Source organism: Streptomyces omiyaensis, assembly GCF_014650895.1.
Lineage (GTDB): Bacteria > Actinomycetota > Actinomycetes > Streptomycetales > Streptomycetaceae > Streptomyces > Streptomyces omiyaensis.
The window spans coordinates 65,953-86,253 of sequence record NZ_BMVV01000005.1 but is presented as its reverse complement, the minus strand read 5'-3'; the positions used below and the strand labels follow the sequence as shown (position 1 = coordinate 86,253).

The 20,301-nt window shown below is 73.6% G+C and carries 12 protein-coding genes and 1 pseudogene; 9 read left to right on the top strand and 4 right to left on the bottom strand.

Annotated features, from left to right (window positions below; translation table 11 throughout):
- Window positions 1–136: 136 nt before the first annotated feature.
- Window positions 137–835, bottom strand: a complete 699-nt coding sequence (locus tag IE287_RS10675) for a DUF2470 domain-containing protein (protein ID WP_189848721.1) — start codon at window positions 833–835, stop codon at window positions 137–139.
- Window positions 836–1,367: 532 nt separating this feature from the next.
- Here IE287_RS10675 and IE287_RS10670 point away from each other — a divergent pair.
- Window positions 1,368–2,729: a bifunctional o-acetylhomoserine/o-acetylserine sulfhydrylase gene (locus IE287_RS10670; RefSeq protein WP_189848720.1), complete on the top strand. Its 1,362-nt coding sequence runs from the start codon at window positions 1,368–1,370 to the stop codon at window positions 2,727–2,729.
- An 8-nt stretch (window positions 2,730–2,737) separates the two neighbouring features.
- The gene (gene metX / locus IE287_RS10665; RefSeq protein WP_189848719.1) at window positions 2,738–3,895 is read left to right on the top strand and encodes a homoserine O-acetyltransferase MetX; all 1,158 of its coding nucleotides are present in this window, start codon (window positions 2,738–2,740) and stop codon (window positions 3,893–3,895) included.
- A gap of 43 nt (window positions 3,896–3,938) precedes the next feature.
- Here the strand turns inward: metX and IE287_RS10660 are convergent, their stop codons facing one another.
- Both IE287_RS10660 and IE287_RS10655 read right to left on the bottom strand, forming a co-directional pair.
- Window positions 3,939–5,198 carry a glycoside hydrolase family 26 protein gene (locus IE287_RS10660; RefSeq protein WP_229883394.1) on the bottom strand — a complete coding sequence of 420 codons (1,260 nt, stop codon included), beginning with the start codon at window positions 5,196–5,198 and terminating at the stop codon, window positions 3,939–3,941.
- A 103-nt stretch (window positions 5,199–5,301) separates the two neighbouring features.
- The gene (locus IE287_RS10655; RefSeq protein WP_189848718.1) at window positions 5,302–6,927 is read right to left on the bottom strand and encodes a glycoside hydrolase family 26 protein; all 1,626 of its coding nucleotides are present in this window, start codon (window positions 6,925–6,927) and stop codon (window positions 5,302–5,304) included.
- A 292-nt stretch (window positions 6,928–7,219) separates the two neighbouring features.
- On the opposite strand from IE287_RS10655, the gene IE287_RS10650 reads away from it, so the two are divergent.
- The 7 genes and pseudogenes from IE287_RS10650 to IE287_RS39410 all read left to right on the top strand — a co-directional run bounded on the left by IE287_RS10650 (window position 7,220) and on the right by IE287_RS39410 (window position 16,817).
- The gene (locus tag IE287_RS10650) at window positions 7,220–8,500 is read left to right on the top strand and encodes an ABC transporter substrate-binding protein (RefSeq protein ID WP_189848717.1); all 1,281 of its coding nucleotides are present in this window, start codon (window positions 7,220–7,222) and stop codon (window positions 8,498–8,500) included.
- 264 nt (window positions 8,501–8,764) lie between these two features.
- On the top strand, window positions 8,765–9,712 hold the full coding sequence (locus IE287_RS10645; protein ID WP_189848716.1) for a carbohydrate ABC transporter permease: 948 nt from the start codon (window positions 8,765–8,767) through the stop codon (window positions 9,710–9,712).
- A 29-nt stretch (window positions 9,713–9,741) separates the two neighbouring features.
- A complete protein-coding gene (locus IE287_RS10640; protein ID WP_189848715.1) occupies window positions 9,742–10,653 on the top strand; it encodes a carbohydrate ABC transporter permease in 912 nt (303 codons plus the stop codon).
- A gap of 21 nt (window positions 10,654–10,674) precedes the next feature.
- Window positions 10,675–12,498 (top strand): glycoside hydrolase family 43 protein, encoded by a 1,824-nt coding sequence (locus tag IE287_RS10635; RefSeq protein WP_189848714.1) that lies wholly within the window; start codon window positions 10,675–10,677, stop codon window positions 12,496–12,498.
- Between the two features lie 95 nt (window positions 12,499–12,593).
- Window positions 12,594–13,631, top strand: a complete 1,038-nt coding sequence (locus tag IE287_RS10630; RefSeq protein WP_189848713.1) for a LacI family DNA-binding transcriptional regulator — start codon at window positions 12,594–12,596, stop codon at window positions 13,629–13,631.
- A gap of 354 nt (window positions 13,632–13,985) precedes the next feature.
- A pseudogene (locus tag IE287_RS10625) lies at window positions 13,986–16,322 on the top strand (AbfB domain-containing protein); the annotation flags it as partial.
- A 21-nt stretch (window positions 16,323–16,343) separates the two neighbouring features.
- Window positions 16,344–16,817 carry an AbfB domain-containing protein gene (locus IE287_RS39410; RefSeq protein WP_373307835.1) on the top strand — a complete coding sequence of 158 codons (474 nt, stop codon included), beginning with the start codon at window positions 16,344–16,346 and terminating at the stop codon, window positions 16,815–16,817.
- A gap of 67 nt (window positions 16,818–16,884) precedes the next feature.
- On the opposite strand, the gene IE287_RS10620 is transcribed toward IE287_RS39410, so the two are convergent.
- Complete coding sequence (locus tag IE287_RS10620; RefSeq protein WP_189848711.1) at window positions 16,885–20,166, bottom strand: LamG-like jellyroll fold domain-containing protein; 3,282 nt, start codon at window positions 20,164–20,166, stop codon at window positions 16,885–16,887.
- Window positions 20,167–20,301: the final 135 nt, after the last annotated feature.

Below are 20,301 nucleotides of genomic sequence, written 5' to 3'. Positions count from 1 at the left end.
GGCGAGGGCGCGCGAGCAGCCGAACCAGCCTCAATTGAGGTAAGGCTAACCTTAGTTGCACCTCGCGGACTGCCTAGGGATGGAGGCGGAACGTGACGCACATCACAATCTCTGGGCCGGGATGCGCGGGGCCGGTTCAGGCGAACAGGCGGGAGTGGGACGCGCGCCGCGCCGTGGTCAGCAGGGAGCGGATGCGGGGGCCGACCTGGTCGGCGTCCGCGAGGGGCGTGGGGAACGGCAGGCGAAGATCGTGCCGGCCGCCGGGGCGTTCGAGGCGGAGGGTGATGCCGTAGCGGTCGATCGCGAGCGGCAGGGCGCGGACGAGGTCGCGCTTGAGGTCCGACGCGGCGAGGCGGAGCAGCCGGGTGACCAGGTCGGGGTGGTCGGCGACGAGGTGGTGGAGCATCGCCGCCTCGCATCCCGCGAGGGGGTCGGGCTCCGCCGTCGCCAGCCGGTCGAGCGGGACGTACGTGCGCCCGTCGGCGTCCTCCAGGACCGCCTGACCGAGGGTCACGCACGTGCTTCCGGCGGCCTCCGGCCCGTAGGGGGAGGTGACGAGGCCCGTGAGGGTCACCCGGGCGCGCACGCGGTCCCGCACGGGCGTGGGGGCGATGTCGGTGAGCTCGACGCGGATCGGGATCCGGGGCACCCCGTCGCCGAAGTCGTCGGTGGGCCCGTGGAGATGGAGGCGGCCCGTCGCGGGGGTGCCGTCGGTGTCGTGGACCTCGTGGCGGAGGCCGTCCGTCACGACGGTCATGGAGCGGGCCACCGCGATGACCGACCGCATGCGCTCGGCGGGGGTCGGCCGCGTGGCGCGGGCAGTGCGAAGTCGCATGGATCCCTCCAGGGACACGAGAGGAGCGAGAATCAACTTAGGTAAGCCTAACTTAACCTATCGCTCCCGGTGTCGGACCCCGGGCCCCGGACGGATCCTCCTGTGCCCCCGGTTCGCGCCCCTATTCGCACGCACTCGGCCCGGCGCGAGCGGGGACGCGGACGGCGGTGACGCCGGAACCGCGGCCTCCGTGCGCGGGCTGCCCCGTTTCGGGCCGGTTCGTGAACGCTGTATGTCACGCCGTCCCTGTCGCTGGTCCGTGCCCCGCCACTGTGTTTACGTAGCGGGGTGATCGTCCCCACGTCCCGCCGCCACGCGGGTCGCGCGTCCCGTACCGCGACCTGTTGTCGCGCCGCGCACTGACCTCACCCCGCCCCTCCTCCGGCGCCGCGCCCTCGGTCCCTCCCGAGCCGCCGGCCCCCGGGCCCGCGGACTCCCGCGCCCCCGGCTCCCGGGCCGTCCGCGTCGGCCGCACCCGCCCCGCGGGTCGCCCCGCTCCCCACCCGCAGCCCGACGTACAAGGGAAACCCACATGAGCCAGCCCCTCGACTCCGTCGCCGCCGGCCACACGCCCGACGGCGAGCCCGCCGGTCCCGACACCTCGGCCTGGTCCTTCGAGACCAAGCAGATCCACGCCGGCGCCTCGCCCGACCCGACCACCGGGGCCCGTGCGACGCCGATCTACCAGACGACGTCGTTCGTGTTCCGGGACACCCGGCACGCCGCCGACCTCTTCGCGCTCGCCGAGCCGGGCAACATCTACACCCGCATCCACAACCCCACGCAGGACGTCTTCGAACAGCGCGTCGCCGCGCTGGAGGGCGGGGTCGCGGCGGTGGCGCTGTCCTCCGGGCAGGCGGCGGAGACGCTGGCGATCCTGACCGTGGCGAGCGCCGGCGACCACATCGTCTCCAGCACCTCGCTGTACGGCGGCACGTACAACCTCTTCCGGCACACGCTGCCGAAGCTGGGCATCCAGGTGTCGTTCGTGGACGACCCCGACGACCCGGAGGCCTGGCGCGCGGCGATCCGGCCCACCACCAAGGCGCTGTTCGCGGAGACGCTCGGCAACCCGCGCGGCAACGTCCTGGACGTGCGGGCGGTCGCGGACGTGGCCCACGAGGCGGGCGTGCCCCTGATCGTGGACAACACGGTGCCCACCCCCTACCTGCTGCGGCCCATCGAGCACGGCGCCGACATCGTCGTGCACTCGGCGACGAAGTTCCTCGGCGGACACGGCACGGCCATCGCGGGCGTCGTCGTCGACGGCGGCACCTTCGACTTCGGTGCGCACGGCGAGCGCTTCCCGGACTTCGTCGAGCCCGACCCCAGCTACCACGGCCTGCGGTACTGGCCCGCGCTCGGGCCGGGCGCGTTCGCGGTGAAGCTGAGGGTGCAGCTGCTGCGCGACCTCGGCCCGGCGCTGTCCCCGCACTCCGCCTTCCTCCTGCTCCAGGGCGTGGAGACGCTGAGCCTGCGCATCGAACGGCACTCGCAGAACGCGCAGGCGCTCGCCGAGTGGCTGGAGCGGCGCGACGAGGTCGCCGCGGTCCACTATCCCGGCCTGCCGTCCAACCGCTGGCACGAGGCGGGCAAGCGCTACCTCCCGCGCGGTGCGGGCGCGGTGCTCTCCTTCGAGCTGCGCGACGGAGTCGAGGCGGGCAAGCGGTTCGTGGACGCGGTCGAGCTCTTCAGCCACCTCGCCAACATCGGTGACGTGCGCAGCCTCATCATCCACCCGGCGTCCACGACCCACAGCCAGCTGGACGAGGCGCAGCTGGTGGCCACCGGCACCTCGCCCGGCCTGGTGCGCCTGTCGGTCGGCATCGAGAACCTGGCCGACCTCAAGGCGGACCTGGAGGCCGGCTTCAGGGCGGCGAAGGGCGCGTCCTGAACACCGTCGTGACGCCGTCCGGGGTCCCCCTCCCGCCGGCCTCCGGGGCCTGGCGGGAGGGGGACCCGCCGGGGCGCCGCCGGTGGTACGTCCACGACGGGCCGCTGCCGCTGGAGGCCGGTGGCGAACTGCCGGGCCTGCGGCTCGCGTTCGAGACGTGGGGGCGGCTCGCGGCGGACCGCTCCAACGCGGTGCTGGTGCTGCACGCCCTGACCGGGGACAGCCACGTGGCGGGCCCGGCCGGCCCCGGGCATCCGACGCCGGGCTGGTGGGACGGTCTCGTCGGTCCGGGGCGTGCGCTCGACACGGACCGCTGGTTCGTCGTGGCCCCGAACGTGCTGGGCGGCTGCCAGGGCAGCACGGGGCCGTCGTCGCCCGGTCCGGACGGACGCCGCTGGGGCGGCGACTTCCCCTTCCTGACCCAGCGCGACCAGGTCGCGGCCGAGGCCCTGCTCGCCGACGCGCTCGGTGTCGACCGGTGGGCGCTGGTGGCGGGCGGATCGATGGGCGGCATGCGGGCGCTGGAGTGGGCCGTGGCGCACCCGGAGCGCGTGGACGCGCTGCTGCTGCTCGCCACGACGGCCGCCGCGAGCGCCGAGCAGATCGCCTGGGCGGGCATCCAGGCGCACGCCGTCCGCTCCGACCCCCACTGGCGCGGCGGCCACTACCACGACACCGGGAGGGGCCCCCACGCCGGACTCGGACTGGCACGGCGGCTGGCCCACGTCACCTACCGCAGCGAGCCGGAGCTCGCGGGGCGCTTCGGCCGTTCGCCGCAGCGGGCCGAGGACCCGTGGCACGGCGGCCGCTACCAGGTCGCGTCCTATCTCGACCACCACGCGGACAAGCTGGTGCGCCGCTTCGACGCGGGCAGCTACGTCGTCCTCAGCGAGGCGATGAACAGCCACGACATCGGACGCGACCGCGGTGGCACGCGGGCCGCCCTGGGCCGGGTGACCGCGCGGACGCTGGTGGCGGGCGTGGACACCGACCGCCTGTACCCGCCCGCGCAGCAGGCGGAGCTGGCGGCCGGCATCCCCTCCGCGGACCGTCCGCGGATGCTGGAATCGCCCTGCGGACACGACGGCTTCCTCATCGAGGTGGCCCAGGTGGCCTCCCTCGTGGACGAGCTGCTCCCCCGGGGCCTCCCCCCGGACCCTGGCTGAGACCTCCGCCGCGACCTCCGGACGGCGGCGGTGCCCCTGGGGGTCAGCGGCAGCGGGCGGTGAAGCCGTTCGCCGCGAGGCCGTGGCAGAAGGCCGCCCTGGCGGGGCCGTAGCGCGACAGCCGGCCGTCGACGAACCACGTGGTGTCCGGCGGGAAGTCGAAGGTGCCGTCGTCGACGCCGTCCCAGCCGTGGCGGAAGTCGAGGCCGATGTAGACCACCGAGCGGATCACGCCGCGCAGGTCGTGCTCGCCGGGGAGGTTGGGGATGGGCCCCCGGTAGTCCAGGAGGGAGAACAGGCGGTTCACCCACTGTTCGGCGCGGACCTGCTCGATGCCGTCGGTGGCGGTGCCGTCCGCCGTGAAGTTCATCAGCCCGGCCTCGGAGAGCACGACCGGCTTGGCGTGGTCGCGGGCGAACTTCACCAGCTTCAGGACGTTGCCGTCGTGGTCGAAGTTCCGCCAGACGGCGGCCGGATTGCCGTGCGCGTCGGTGCCGATGTACGCGTTGCGGCACTGGCTCGCCGCGATGTCGTAGTTCTGCGGCGGCGTGCCGTTGTAGAGGTAGCCGCGGTCGTGGATCGGCAGGCACAGCTCGTGGGCGAAGACGGACACCCCCATCCAGTCGACGGCGGCGTCCCCGGGGTACATCGCCTCGAACTCGCCCCGGACCGGGTGGAAGACGTACTCCAGGTTGTGCGCGCGGGAGCGGGCGTCCAGGTGCGCGGCGAGCCGGGCGAAGGCGTTCTTGTACGAGGAGCAGCTCGCGTCGGTGCAGTGGTGGAAGGAGCTGACCTCGTAGTCGAGGCGCAGCGTGAACCGGGCGGCGGGATGGGCGTCGGCGAAGGCGAGCAGCCGGTCGAGGGCGGCGGTGTGGCCGCCCGCGGCGATCTCGGCGGTGACCGCGCGCGAGCGGGCCGCCTTGGCGTTCTCGTCGCCGCCCGGGAAACCGGGCGGGTTGTCCTTCCAGCTGATCCCGACCTGGACCGTCCGGCCCTGCCGGGCCAGCATCGTGGCGTAGGCGCGGTGGTGGTCGCCCACCCAGTCGCCGCGCCGCAGCTCGTAGTAGACGGAGCCGCCGTCGGCGTCCTGCCCGTAGCTCTGGAAGTCGTCCCAGGCGGTCCGGGTGGACTGCCCGATGAGCAGCTCGGGCGCGGCGGCGGTGGCGGTGCGGGGTGCGGCGGGGGTGCGCGGACCGGCGTCGGCGCGGGCGGTGGCGGGGCCCGCGGGCAGGGCCGCCAGCACGGCGAGGGCGAGGGCGGCGAGGAGCCGCGCGGCGGTCCTCGGGGGGCGGGGGTGCGGCATCGTGACTGCTCCCGTCGGGTGGGGGAGGAGAGGGGAGGGGCGGCGGGAGGGAGGGGCCGGGCGCCGCCGCGGGTGCGGCGGCGTCCGACCCCGGACCGCCGGATCAGGCGGCCCGCCAGGTGAAGGAGGGCGTGGTCAGCTGGCTGGTGCGGTCCGTGGGCTGGTAGTGGAAGAAGTACGAGACGGTGGCACCGGCCGGGACCCGCAGGGACAGCTCCCAGCGGCGGTCGGCGGAGTCGTACGCGAGGAAGTGGTTCTGCGGCGCGCCGCCGTCGACGCGGTACTGCACCGTGACGAACGTGGCGTCGAAGCCCTGCGGGGCGAACCAGAGCGTGGCGTTCGCGGCGCCGCCGGCCACCCCCTGCGCGTAGCCCTGCGGGCCGGGCGCGGTCGGGGTGGGCGTCGGTGTCGGGGTGGGCGTGGGGGTCGGCGTGGGCGTCGGCGTGGGCGTCGGGTTCGGGCCGGCGGAGCCGTTGGTCCACAGCGGCTTCCTGATCTCGGCGAGGAAGCGGCTCAGCACCGTCGGGTCGGCCTGGACGCGGGAGTCGCCCCAGTTGCCGTTGGCGCAGCCGGGGCCGCCGGCCTGGGCGCCCGCCGCGCACTGCCACTGCGTCTGCGCGTCCCAGTTCGTGTTGATGTACGCGGCCGCGCGGACGACGTCCTTGTTGCGGTCGACCCAGTCGAAGTAGCCGGCGTGCCAGCCGTCCCAGATGGCCTGCCCGCTGCTCGCCGCCGGGTTGTTGCGGAAGATGCAGCTGCTGGTCTTCGCGCCGGTTCGCGCGCCCTGCGGGGCGGCTTCGGCGACCATCGCGGGCTTGCCGTGGGCGCGGGCGAAGTCCAGGATCCGGTTCTGCAGGCCGACCGGGTCGGTGTCGTAGGAGCCGCAGCCCCACTGGGTGCCCACCGAGCGGGAGTTGTAGAAGGAGGAGAGCCCGACCCAGTCCACGTAGGCGTCGCCCGGGTACCAGGTGTCGAGGTGGGCGGGGTTCGTCACGACGTAGTTCCACTCCGGGTGGTCCGGGTGGGTGTTCACGGGCCAGGCCGCGCTCTGCCAGACGGTGGCGATCCGGGTGGCGCCGAGGGCGTCGATCCTGCCCTTGACGTACCGGAAGGCCTCCTTGTAGAAGTCGGCGCTGTAGCAGTTCCAGGGGCCGTCGAACTCGTAGCCGATGCGGAGCAGCACGTCCCGGTCGTACGCCTTGAACCGGTTGATCATCTCGTCGACCTTGGCCCGGTACCGGCTGGTCAGGCTCGGGTTGCCGGCGGTGACGTCGGCGTCCTGGCGGCCGATGATCGCGCGCAGCGGCTGGTTGCCGCAGCCCGAGGTGGCGTCGGAGAGGTAGAGGCCCACGGCGAGCGAGGAGGTGGGGTAGTCGGCCAGGGTGCGGGCGAAGTCCACCGTCCCCGCGCCCCAGTCGGCCGCCCCGTCCATCCCGGCGAGCGGGGCGGGCGAGCCGCCGAGGACGAGGTTGGTGTAGAGGGTGACCGCGCCGGGCGCGGGGGCGCCGAGCGAGGCGTTGCCGAGGACGTCGCGGCGGTAGTCGCCGAGGGTGTCGCTGTCCTGCCCGAGCACCAGGCTCACCTTGCCGGCAGGCGGGAGGCCGGGCGGTGCCGCGGCCGAGGTGGCGGCTCCGGCGGGGGCGGGCAGGGCGGTGAAGGCGAGGAGGGCGGCCACGGCGGCGGCAGCGGCGCCGAGGGCGCGCCGGAGCGGGGGTGCGGGACGGGACATGCGGAAGCCTCCGGAGTCGGGGAAGGGGGGCGCCGACGGCACGGGAGCCGGTGGCGGTCGCATGGTGGGGTCCCGGCGGGGGCCGGTCAACGGCCCGCGCGATTTTCGTACGGCACAGCAGGTCAAAAGCTTGGCTCTACGAAAATTTTCGTAGCGAAATCCCTGCTGGATCTGGCTCGATAAGGATGAGTGGGATCTCTTGTCGGAAGTTTTCGCGAAAACCTTGACAGTGTTTTCGGTCGTCCCCGACCTTGGTGGCACTCACCCGTCGCCCTCTCCCCGGAGGACCACCATGGGCCGTACCCGTGCCCGCAGAACCCTCGGCGCGCTCGCCGCCGCCACCTCGCTCGTCGCCCTCTCCGCCTGCGGCGGCGGGGAAGCGGAGGCGGACGGCACGATCACGCTGACCGTCGCGACCTTCAGCGACTTCGGCTACAAGCCGCTGATCGAGGAGTACCGGCGGACCCATCCGAACGTGGTGATCAAGGAGCGCGTCTCCCAGTTCGACCAGCACCACAACCAGCTGTCGACGCAGATCGCCTCCGGCGGCGGGGCCGCCGACGTCGTCGCCATCGAGGAGGGGTACCTCCCCAAGTTCCGCGCGGTGAAGGACAAGTTCACCAACCTCGCCGACCACGGGGCGAACGACCGGCGCGGCGAGTACCTCGACTGGAAGTGGCAGCAGGCCACCCTCGGCACCTCCGACTTCGTCATGGGCTACGGCACCGACGTCGGCAGCCTCGCCGTCTGCTACCGCAAGGACCTCTTCGCGCGGGCCGGACTGCCCACCGACCGCGCCGCCGTCTCCGCCCTCTGGCCCACCTGGGACGCCTACTTCGCCACCGGCGAGAAGTTCCGCGCCAAGGTGAAGGACAAGGCGTGGTTCGACAGTTCGGGCAACATCTTCACGGCGATGATGAACCAGACCGAGTTCGGCTTCTTCGACGCCGGGGACCGGTACATCGGCGACTCCAACCCGAAGGTGAAGGAGTTCTTCACCGCCACCGCGCGGGCCACCGCCGCCGGCCAGTCCGCCAACCTCCAGCCCTTCAGCCAGCAGTGGAACACCGGCATCAAGCTGGGCCGGATGGCGACGATGACCTGTCCGGCCTGGATGACCGGGCTCATCAAGACGGCCGCGGGCGAGTCCGCCGCCGGGACCTGGGACATCGCCGCCGTGCCGGGCGGCGGCGGGAACTGGGGCGGCTCGTTCCTCACCGTGCCGAAGCAGGGGAAGCACGTGAAGGAGGCGGCCGAGCTGGCCGACTTCCTCACCTCGGCCGCCGCCCAGAAGAAGATCTTCACCGGTCCCGTCGGCGCGCTGCCCTCCCTCGTCGGCGTCCTGGACGACCCCGAGGTCGAGGGGGCCGCGCAGGACTGGTTCTCCCAGGCGCCCACCGGCGAGATCTTCGCCTCCTCGGCCAAGTCCCTGAAGCCCAACTACCGGGGCACGAAGGACCAGCAGGCGCGCATCCCGTTCGGCAACGCCCTCCAGCTCGTCGAGCAGGGCAAGGCCGATCCGGCGGCCGCCTGGGACAAGGCGCTCGCCGAGGCGGCCAAGAACCTCCGCTGACGAGGCCGACCGGCCCCGCCCCCCCGAGACCGCCGGCCCGCCGCATCACCACGCCGCTCACGGCGGGCCGGCCCGCGCCCCGCCCCGCGCTCCGGGACGCCGTACCCCGTACCCGTACCCCTGACCCGGCCACCGGGTCGGGATCCCGGCCCCGATCCCGGCCCCGGCCCCGTCCTCGCACCCCGGCCCCTGACGCCGTACCCCGTTCCCGTTCCCGCGCCCCGTCCCCGCTCCCACCCGACACCCACCTCCCCGGAGGCCCCCATGGCGGTCCAGACCCGCCCGCTCCCGACCGGCCGACCGGGGCCGCCGCGCCCGCGCCGGCGGCCGGGGCGGAGCCCGCTCCCGTACCTCTTCGTCGCCCCCTTCTTCCTCCTCTTCGCCGTCTTCGGCGCCTACCCCCTCCTCCAGACGCTCTGGGTCTCCCTGCACGACTGGGACCGGCTCGCCGGGCAGGGGGAGTGGGTGGGCCTGGCCAACTTCCGGCGGCTCCTCGACGACGCCGACTTCCTCACCGCCCTCTTCAACACCCTCAGCATCTTCCTGCTCTCCACGGTCCCCCAGCTCCTCGCCGCCCTCGCCGTCGCCTGGCTGCTCGACCGCCACCTGCGGGCCCGCACCGTCTGGCGCGCCCTCGTGCTCGTCCCCCAGTACGTCTCCGTCGTCGCCGTCGCCCTCGTCTTCTCCCAGCTCTTCGGCCGGGACTACGGCGTCGTCAACGGGGCCCTCCAGGGGCTCGGCCTCATCGACGCCCCCGTCGACTGGACCGCCGACACCTGGAGTTCGCACCTCGCCATCAGCTTCATGGTCATGTGGCGGTGGACCGGCTACAACGCCCTCATCTACCTCGCCGCCATGCAGGCCGTCCCGCGCGAGCTCTACGAGTCCGCCGCGATCGACGGCGCCTCCCGCCTCCTCACCTTCCGCAAGGTCACCCTGCCCGCCATCCGGCCGACGCTCCTGTTCACCGTCGTCATCTCGACCATCGGCGGGCTCCAGCTCTTCGCCGAACCCTTCCTCTTCGACCAGCAGGGCAACGCCGAGGGCGGCGCGGAGCACCAGTTCCAGACGCTGACGCTGATGCTCTACAAGTACGGCTTCATCAACAACGACGCCGGCTACGCCTCCGCCGTCTCCTGGGTGCTCTTCCTCGTCATCGCCGTCGTGGCGGCCGTGAACCTCGTGCTCGCCCGCCGCCCGCGCCGCCCCTGACCCGCCCGCCCCGTCCCGGAGGACACCCCATGGCCGTCTCCGCGCCGCCCACCCGGACCCGCCCCCGCCCGCCCCGCGCCCCGGCCGGCCCCTTCCGCGCCGTCCCGCGCCGCGTCCGGCGGCTCGACGCGGCGGGCCCCCTCGCCCACCTGCTCCTCGCCGCCGTCACCGCCGCCTCCGTCTTCCCGCTGTACTGGAGCTTCGTCGTGGCCTCCCACGACGACAACTCCGTCCTCGCCGGCACCACCCCGTCGCTGGTTCCCGGCGGCCATCTGATCGAGAACATCCAGCGCGTCTTCGAACTGTCCGCGTTCTGGCAGGCGCTGGGGAACTCCTTCCTCGTCGCCGGCACCACCGCCGTCTCCAACGTGCTGCTGTCCTCGCTCGCGGGCTTCGCCTTCGCCAAACTCCGCTTCCGGGGAAGGGACTTCCTCCTCGGCTGCGTCGTCGTGACCCTGATGGTCCCGACCCAGCTGGGTGTGATCCCCCTCTACATCCTCGTCACCGACCTCGGCATGTACGGGAAGCTGTCGGCGCTCATCGTGCCCGCGCTGGTCTCCGCCGTCGGCGTCTTCTGGATGCGTCAGGCCGTCGAGGAGAACATCCCCGACGAACTCGTCGAGGCCGCCCGGGTCGACGGCGCCGGACTGCTGCGCACGTACTGGCACGTCGTCGTCCCCGGCGTCCGCACCACCGCCACCGTGCTCGGCCTCTTCACCTTCATGTTCGCCTGGAACGACTACTTCTGGCCGCTGATCGCCCTCCCGCCGGAGAACGGCACCGTCCAGATCGCGCTGAACCAGCTCGCCGCCGGCTACTACACCGACTACACCCTGATGCTCGCCGGCGTCGTCGTCTCGGCCCTCCCCGTCCTCGTCGCCTTCACCGTCCTCGCCCGCCGCATCGTCTCCGGCGTGATGGCCGGAGCCGTCAAGGGCTGACCTTCCCGAAAGCAGGAGCACATGACCTCCGGGCCCGCCCTCGGCACCCCCGTCCCGCCCCTCACCGCCCCTTCCGCCCCCGGCGACGCGGTCCTCGTCAACCCCGTGCTGCCCGGCTTCCACCCCGACCCGTCGATCCTCCGCGTCGGCGACGACTACTACATCGCCACCTCCACCTTCGAGTGGGCGCCCGGCGTCACCGTCCACCACTCCCGCGACCTCGTGCACTGGACCCCGCTCGGCGGAGTCCTCAGGGAGGCCCGGCTGCTCGACCTGGCGGGCCGCCCCGACTCCGGCGGCGTGTGGGCTCCCTGCCTCTCGCACGCCGACGGCCTCTTCCACCTCGTCTACAGCGACGTCACCAACCTCGCCGGAGCCTTCAAGGACGTCCGCAACCACGTCACCACCGCCCCCTCCCTCGACGGTCCCTGGTCCGACCCCGTCCCCTTCCCCTCGCACGGCTTCGACCCCTCCCTCTTCCACGACGACGGGCCGGACGGCGACGGACGCAGCTGGGCGGTGTGGATGGAGTGGGACCACCGCCCCGGCCGGCACCCCTTCGCCGGGATCCTGCTCCAGGAGTGGGACCGCGTCCGGGGTGCGGTCACCGGCGCCGTGCACCGCGTCTTCACCGGCACCGCCCTCGCCCACACCGAGGGACCGCACCTCTACCGCCGGGGCGGCTTCCACTACCTCGTGACCGCCGAGGGCGGCACCTCCTGGGGCCACGCCGTGACCGTCGCCCGCTCCCGCTCCCTCACCGGCCCGTACGAGGCGGACCCCGCCGGCCCCCTCCTGACCTCCCGGCACCACCCGGAGGCGCCGCTCCAGAAGGCGGGCCACGGGAGCCTCGTCGAGACCCCGGAGGGGGAGTGGTACCTGGCCCACCTGACCGCCCGCCCGCTGACCCCGCGCGGCGCCTGCGTCCTCGGGCGCGAGACCGCGCTCCAGCGGGTGGAGTGGACGGCCGACGGCTGGCCCCGCCTCGCGGGCGACGCGCCGGTCCGCGGCGGCGAGGCCCTGCCCCGCACCGTCGTCCGGGCCCCGGCCGCCGGGCGTCCGGTCCCGCCGGCCGCACCTCCCGCCCCCGCGCCCCCGCGGCCCGCGCCGGCCGGGTCCGGCGGTCCGGAGGCGCTCGTCTCCGCGGACTCGGCCCGGCTCGCGCCGCCGTGGTCGGCGCTGCGCCGCCACCCCGACCCCGGATGGCTGGCGCCGCTGCCCGGCGGAGTGCGGCTGTACGGCGGGCAGTCGCTCGGCTCCACGCACGGGCAGAGCCTCGTCGCCCGCCGCCAGCAGGCCGTCGACTTCGACTTCTCGGTCCGCCTCGACGCCCGCCCCGACTCGCCGCTGACGATGGCGGGCCTGGTCCACTACTACAACACCACCCTCTGGCACTACGCGCACCTGACCTGGGACGAGGAGCTGGGCCGGGTGCTCCGGCTCGGCGTGTGCGCGCACGGCCGCTACGGCGAGCCGGCCGCGCCCCTGCCGGCCGGGGACGGGCCGGTGGAGCTGCGGCTCACGGTCCGGGGAGCCGAGGGCCGCTTCTCCTGGCGGCCGGCCGGGGCCGACGGCGGGGGCGGCGGCAGCCACGACGGCGCCGGCGACCGGGGCGCGGACGACGCGGGGGGCGGCAGCGGCGCGGGCGCGCGCTGGCGGCCCCTCGGCGACGCGCTCGACGTGTCACCGCTCTCCGACGAGGGCGCGACCCGGGGCGACCCGGCGACCGGCCACTACACGGCCTGGGGCTTCACGGGCGCCTTCGCCGGACTGTGCGCGCAGGACCTCACCGGCGGGCGGGCGCCGGCCGACTTCACCCGGCCCGTCTACCGGGAGCGGTCGTGACCCGTGCGGATCCCGGCGGGCGGCGGCGGCGCCGCCCGTTAGGCTTCGGCAGGACAGCCGGTGGGCACCCCCACCCGACGAGCGGAAGGCAGGGCATGGCGGAGGAGCGCACCGACGCCCCGGGCGGCAGGGTCACCCTGCACATGGTCGCGGCCGAGGCAGGGGTCTCCGTCTCCACCGTCTCCAAGGTCCTCAACGGGCGCACCGACATCTCGGCCGACACCAAGGAGCGCGTCGAGGAGGTGGCGGACGCCCTCGGCTACCGGCGGCGTCCGGCCCGCCGCCGGGGCAGCGTCGTCGACCTGGTGCTCAACGAGCTCGACAGCCTCTGGTCGATCGAGATCGTGCGGGGCGTGGACGAGGTGCTGCACGAGGCCGGCGCGAGCATGGTGCTCTCCGCCGTCCACGGCCGCAGCGCCGACACCCGCGAGTGGATCGAGCAGCTCGCGGCGCGCCGGAGCAGCGGCGCGATCCTCGTCGTCTCCGATCTGACCCGGCAGCAGCGGCGCAGGCTCGCGGCGATGGACGTGCCCTTCGTCCTGCTCGACCCGGTCGGCCAGGCCGACGCGCTGGTGCCGACGGTCGGCGCCACCAACTGGGCCGGGGCGGTGGCCGCCACCGAGCACCTGATCGGCCTGGGCCACACCAGGATCGCCCATCTGGCCGGTCCCCGGCAGCTGTTGTGCAGCCGGGCCCGTGCCGACGGCTACCGGGCGACGATGGAGCAGGCCGAACTGCCGGTCCCCGAGGGCTTCGTGCGGCACGGCGACTTCAACGACGCCTCGGGCCGCCGCGAGACCGCCCGGCTGCTGGACGCGCTGGAGGCGGCGGGGGAGGCCCCGCCCACGGCGATCTTCGCCGCCAGCGACCTCCAGGCCCTCGGCGCCTACGAGGAGTTGAGGAGCCGGGGGCACAGGATCCCGGAGGACGTCGGCATCGTCGGCTTCGACGACCTGCCGGTGGCGCGCTGGACGCATCCGCCGCTCACCACGGTCCGCCAGCCGCTCTTCGACATGGCGGCGATGGCGGCCCACACGCTGCTGCGGATCATCGACGGCGAGCACGTGGAGAACCTGCGCGTCGAGCTCGCCACCCGCCTGGTGGTCCGGAGCAGCACCGCACCGCCGGCCTGACGCCGCGGCTCGCCCCCGGGCACGCTCCATGACCGCTCCCGTTCACCGGCCGGCCTGCTGTACAACGATGTAATCCCGTATCGAAGCATCACTGCGTGAAGTGTGCACGTCAATAGAGGTGCGTCGGCCGGTCTGGGCCTTGTGGCGCTAAATGTTGGATTCCTTGGATTTTCTGGGGGGATTCCGTTGATCTGTGTTCCGTGTTAGGTTCCCCGGCACCTCGGTCCCCCGAGACGCGGGGCACTCGCCCCCTGCACGAGCCGCTCGCCAACTCCGCACGGACCTCCCGCACGCCGGACGCACGCCCCCGGCGCGCCGGGGGCTCCGCGCGCCTTCCTGCCCAGGAGGAGTTCGATGCGACGCATCGTCGCCTTTCTCGCGGCCCTGCTGATGACGGCCGGAGGACTCGTCCTCGCCGCCACCACCACCGCGACCGCCGCCGTCGTCCCCAGGACGCCGCCCCTCACCACCCCGTGGACCGGTCAGGTGTCCACCACGAACCCCCTGCCCGAATACCCGCGCCCCCAGATGACGCGGCCCGACTGGATGTCCCTCAACGGGGAGTGGGAGTTCCTCAACCCGCCCACCAACGGCGCCGGGAACGTCGACCGCGAGGCCGCGCCCCCGCTCGGCCGGACCCTCCCGGAGCGCATCCTCGTCCCGTACCCCGTCGAGTCCGCGCTCTCCGGCATCATGCGCAACGACGACCGGGACCTGATGTTCTACCGCCGCACCTTCACCGTCCCGCCGGACTGGAACGGCCGCCGCGTCCAGCTCCACTTCGGAGCCGTCGACTACGAGGCCACCGTCTGGGTCAACGGCACCCGCGTCACCAGCCACAAGGGCGGCTACGACCGCTTCGAGGTCGACGTCACCCCGCAGCTGCGCGCCGGCGCCGCCAACGAGATCGTCGTCCGCGTCTACGACCCCACCGACGCCCGCGGCGAGAAGCAGCCGGTCGGCAAGCAGACCACCGACCCCAGCGGCATCTTCTACACCCCCACCAGCGGCATCTGGCAGACCGTCTGGCTGGAGCCCACCCCCGTCACCTCGATCCACTCCGTCGACATCCGCCCCGACCTCGCCGCCGGCACCGCCCGCGTGAAGGTCTTCACCCGGGGCTCCACCACCGGCCACACCGTCCGCGCCGAGGCCATCGGCGGCGGCCAGGTCGTCTCCACCGCCACCGGCGGCTTCACCGAATTCGCCGTCCCCGTCCCGAACGCCCGCCGCTGGTCGCCGGACGACCCCTTCCTGTACGACCTCCGGGTCACCCTCCGCGACGCCGGCGGCGCCGCCGTCGACACCGTCACCAGCTACTTCGGCATGCGCGAGGTCGGCACCCAACGCGTCGACGGCGTCCTGCGGCCCACCCTCAACGGCGAGTTCGTCTTCCAGATCGGCACCCTCGACCAGGGCTTCTGGCCCGACGGCCTCTACACCGCCCCGACCGACGCCGCCCTCGCCTCCGACCTCGTCAAGCACAAGGACCTCGGCTTCAACATGGTCCGCAAGCACATCAAGGTCGAACCCGCCCGCTGGTACTACCACGCGGACCGGCTCGGACTCCTCGTCTGGCAGGACATCCCCTCCACCCAGGCCTTCGACTCCACCCGCACCCCCGCCCAGATCGCGCAGTTCGAGACCGAGGCGCGCGAGATCGTCGACGAACACCGCTTCTCCCCGGCCGTCGTCGCCTACGTCCCCTTCAACGAGGGCTGGGGCGAGTGGAACCTCGACGACACCCGCCGGATCACCACCGCCCTGGAGAACCAGGACCCCGCCCGCCTGATGAACGCCCACAGCGGCTACAACTGCTGCGCCTCCAAGGGCGATCCCGGCACCGGCGACATGATCGACTGGCACGTCTACACCGGCCCCGACGCCCCCCGCCCCTCCGCCACCCGGATCTCCGTCCTCGGCGAGTTCGGCGGCATCGGACTGCGCACCCCCGGCCACGAGTACAGCCCGAACGGACAGTTCTTCGCCTACGAGCAGGTCGGCAGCGCCGCACAGCTCGACGACCGGTACACCGGCATGGTCCGCGACGTCCAGCGCCTCATGACCACGAAGGGCGTCTCCGCCTACGTCTACACCGAGATCACCGACGTCGAGGGCGAGTACAACGGCCTCCTCACCTACGACCGCAGGATCCAGAAGGTCGACACCGCCCGGCTCCGCGCCGCCCACGGCACCCTGATCGCGGCCTCCCGCAACCTCGGCTCGACCCCCGTCCACACCCTCGGCCACGTCCGGTCCTTCCGGGTCACCACCCCCGGCCACACCGCCCGCTACCTCCGCCACGCCGACTCCCTCGCCCGCACCGACGTCCTCACCCCCGCCTCCGCCGACGGCGCCCGCCAGGACGCCTCCTTCCGCACCGTCCCCGGCCTCGCCGACCCGCGCTGCCTCTCCTTCGAGTCGGTGAACCTGCCGGGCCGCTACCTCCGCCACGCCGGCGACCGGGCCCGCGTCGACGCCGACACCGGCGGCACCTTCGCCGCCGACGCCACCTGGTGCGCCCGCCCCGGCCTCGCCGCCGGCGGCACCTCGTACGAGTCGCTGAACTTCCCCGGCTCCTACCTGCGCCACTACGCCGACGCCGTCCACCTCGCCCGCAGCGGCGGCCCCGACCCCTGGGACACCGCCTCCTCCTTCGCCGCCGACGCCACCTGGAACACCACCGAACCCGCCCTCTGGCGCAGCTCCGTCCTGCTCCCCACCGACGTCCGCCGGTCCCTGCGGGTCACCACCTGGGGCCACACCGACCGCTACCTGCGGCACGCCGACAGCCTCGCCTGGACCGAGGTCGTGAACGCGGGCAGCGGCGCCCTGCTCAAGCAGGACGCCACCTACACCGTCCGGCGCGGTCTCGCCGACTCGTCCTGCTACTCCTTCGAGTCGGTCAACTACCCCGGCCGGTTCCTCCGGCACGCCGCGAGCCGGGTCCGCAACTCCCCGTCCGACGGCACCGCCCTCTTCCGCGAGGACGCCACCTGGTGCGCCCGTCCCGGACTCGGCGGGACCGGGGTCACCTTCGAGTCCCTGAACGTCCCCGGCTCCTTCCTGCGCCACTTCGAGTCCGCGGTGTACCTCGCGTCGGGCTCCGGCAGTGCCGGCGCCGACCGTCCGCAGACCCTGACCGCCGACAGCAGCTGGTCCCTGGAGGCGCCCTGGGCACCCTGACCGCACGACCGGGCCCCGGCCGCCGCGAGGCGACCGGGGCCCGGCCCCGAAGGGGGAGGCGCGGGGGCTACGGCCGCTGCGCGGCGTTCAGGGCGGCCACCTCCTCCGTGGAGAGCGCCCGGTCGTAGACGCCGACCCGGTCCACCGCTCCCTTCCAGAAGTCGACGTTCCCGCCGCCCCACCGGGCGCGCCCCACCGCCAGCGGACCGGTGCTCACGTCCGCGGGACCCGGCGCGGCCGTCGCCACCAGGGCCCCGTCCACGTACAGCCGGATCTCGTCGCGCGCGGGGTCGCGGACGCCCACCAGGTGGTACCAGCGGCCGAGTTCGGGCGTGACGGCGTAGCGGGCCCGGTTGCCGCCCGGCGTGCTGAAGGCGAAGGCGCCCTGACCGTACTGGAGGTAGAAGGGGTTCTCCCGGCGCCGGCCGTCCTGGCTGACGACGGTGGCGTAGTTGCCGGGCAGGGAGTCGAGCGTGGCCCAGGCGGAGACGGTGTAGCCGGCGGTGGTGTCGACCACCGGGCCCGCCGTCTGGGCGAAGTCGCCCTGGCCGTCGAAGCGCAGCGCGCTCCCGCCGCCGACGCCGTCCGTCCAGGCCGTGTCGCCGTCGAGGGTGAGCGTCGCCCCGTTCGGTCCGGAGTCGAGGGCGGTCGTGCCGGTGCCCTCGTCGAGCGCCCAGGAGGCGCCGCCCGGGGCCGGGGTGCGCTGTCCGGCGGCTGCACCGGCCGCGATGACCCTGCGGTTGACCTCGCGGACCCGGACCGGATCGACCTTGATCTCCCTGCGGTCGTACGTGTAGAGGCCGTTGAGCTCGTTCTCCAGGTCGGAGATCTGGGTGTAGACGGAGCCGGACAGCTCGGCGCCGGCCGCCTCCAGGTAGTACTTCTCCGTGTTCTCGACGTACCTGCGGGTCAGCGCCTCCTTGTCGGTGACGCCGCTGTAGATCACGGTCGGCGCGCCGGGCCACATGTGGCCGGGGGTGCGCAGGGTGAAGCCGCCGTGCTCGCCGTCCATCGCCGCCCGGTGGTCGGGGTAGGGCGCGTCGGTGTTGTTGTAGTCGTGGTGGTCGAGGATGTCGCCCTTGCCCGAATCACCCTTGGAGTTGCAGCAGTTGACGCCGCTGTGGGCATTGACGATCCGGGACGGGTCGGCCGCCTTCACCGACTCGGCGATCCGGCCGGACTCCTCGCGGTCCCACTCGCCCCAGCCCTCGTTGAAGACGATCCAGCCGATCACGGACGGGGAGTCGTGGTGCTCGCGCATCATCTCCCGGCCCTGCTCGACGAAGGCCCGCTGCCCGTCGGCGTCCTTGAGGTCGCCGGAGACGAAGTCCTGCCACACCAGGAGGCCGAGGCGGTCGGCGTGGTAGAACCAGCGGTCCGACTCGACCTTGATGTGCTTGCGCACCGCGTTGAAACCGAGCTTCTTGTGCGCCTCCAGGTCGAAGGCGAGCGCCTCGTCGCTCGGCGGCGTGTGGAGGCCGTCCGGCCAGAAGCCCTGGTCGAGGGTGGCCAGCGAGAAGACCGGCTTGCCGTTGAGCACCAGCTTCGGGAAGCCGCCGACCTTCTCGACCGAGATCTTCCGCATCCCGAAGTAGCTTCCGACGCGGTCGGACGACCGGCCGTCGGTGAGCCGCACGTCGAGGTCGTACAGGTAGGGGTCGTCCGGGCTCCACAGCCGCGGCTTCGGCACCGGCAGGCGCAGTTCGGCGCCGGGGCGGCCGGTGACCCGGCCGACGACCCTGCCCCCGGCGTCCCGGGCGACCGCCTCGACGCGGGCGCCGGCCGAGGCCCGCGCGGAGCGCACGGTCACCGCGAGGGCGGAGGTGTCGACGTCGGGGGTGGTGACGACGTCGTCGATCGCGACGGGCGCGACCGGCTCCATCCACACGGTCTGCCAGATCCCGGAGGACTGGGTGTAGAAGATGCCGCCGGGGTTCGTGGACTGCTTGCCCGTGGGCTGGTTGGGACCGCCCGTGTCGGTGACCGCGACGACGATCTCCTGAGGACCCTTCGCCTTGAGCGCGTCGGTGACGTCGGCGCCGAAGGCGTCGTAGCCGCCGGTGTGCTCGGCGACCTTCCTGCCGTTCACGTACACCGTGGCCCGGTGGTCGACGGCGCCGAAGTTCAGCATCAGCCGGTTGCCGCGGCCGGTCCGGCCGACCTTCCAGTCCTTGGGCACGTCCACGAGCCGCCGGTAGACCATGTGGTCCTCGTGCCGCTCGATGCCCGAGAGCTGCGACTCGACCGGGAAGGGCACGGTGATCCGCTCGGGCAGGTCCTCGCCGAAGACCGGCGTCTCGCCGGCCTTCGCCGGGGCGAACTGCCAGGGGCCGTTCAGGTTCTTCCACTGCGATCGCACCTGCTGCGGGCGCGGGTACTCGGGCAGCGGGTCCTTCGGGTCCAGCCGGTCGCCCCACTCCGTGGTGAGCCGGTGGGCGGAGGCGTTCGACGCCGAGCGCAGGAGCCGGGGGACGGTCTCGCCGCCGTCGGTCAGCCCGCCGGCGCCGTCGTAGTCGATCCGCACCCGCTGCCCCTTCTGGACCGGCGCGTCGAGCGCGACGACGACGGTCGCCGGGTCGCCGGGCGCGGCCTCGACCGAGCGGATCGGCAGCGGCGTGGTGTCCGCCTCGACGGTGAGGTGCCGCGCGAGCCGGTCGAGCCCGGCGACGCGGTGGCCGAAGCGGAGCCGGAGCTCCCGGCCGCTCGCCGGGACGGTCGGCTCCACCGGGTACACCGCGAAGTCGTCCGGGGGCGTGAAGGCGGACTCCGGCACCAGCTGCTTGGGCATCGTCGGCGTCGACCAGCGGAGGAACATGTTGGCGCCGCCGACGTCCTGGAACATCTCCAGCCGGAAGTCGTGCTTCTCGCCCGCCGTCAGCCGCACGGGCGCGCTGGTCTGCTCCCGGTCCCAGTCGGGCACCCAGTGGTCGATGACCGGCTCGCCGTCGATGAACAGCCGGAAGCCGTTGTCGCCGATGCCGTGGAAGGTGTAGTCGCCGGTGACCGGGGCCGCGATGCGGCCGGTCCAGCGCGCGGTCGTGTGCTCCGAACGGCCGGTCAGCGCCTCGAAGGTGCCGGTGAGCCCGGAGAAGTCGACCTGCGGGTCGAGGGCGGTGCCACCGAGCCGGGCGAAGTCGCGGGCGCCGGGAGCGGACATGGCGAAGTACTCGCCCTTGAGGCCGTGGACCTCGATGGCGGGCGCCCGGGACGCCGCCGGTGCCCCCGCCCGATCGGCGGTGAGGGCGGCGGCCGGCGGGGTGAGGGCGCCCACGGGGAGGACCAGGGCGGCGGCGGTGAGGAGGGACCAGAGCCGGGTGCGGGAGCGGAAGGGGTGTCGTCGTGGTGTCATCGCGTCTTCCTCGTGCGGGTGAGGAGCTCGTACGGGGGAGGAGGGGAGGGGGAGGGAGGAGGGGCGGGTGGTGGAGGAGGGAGGGGGTGGGGAGGAGGGAGGGGGTGGGGAGGAGGGAGGGGGTGGGGAGGAGGG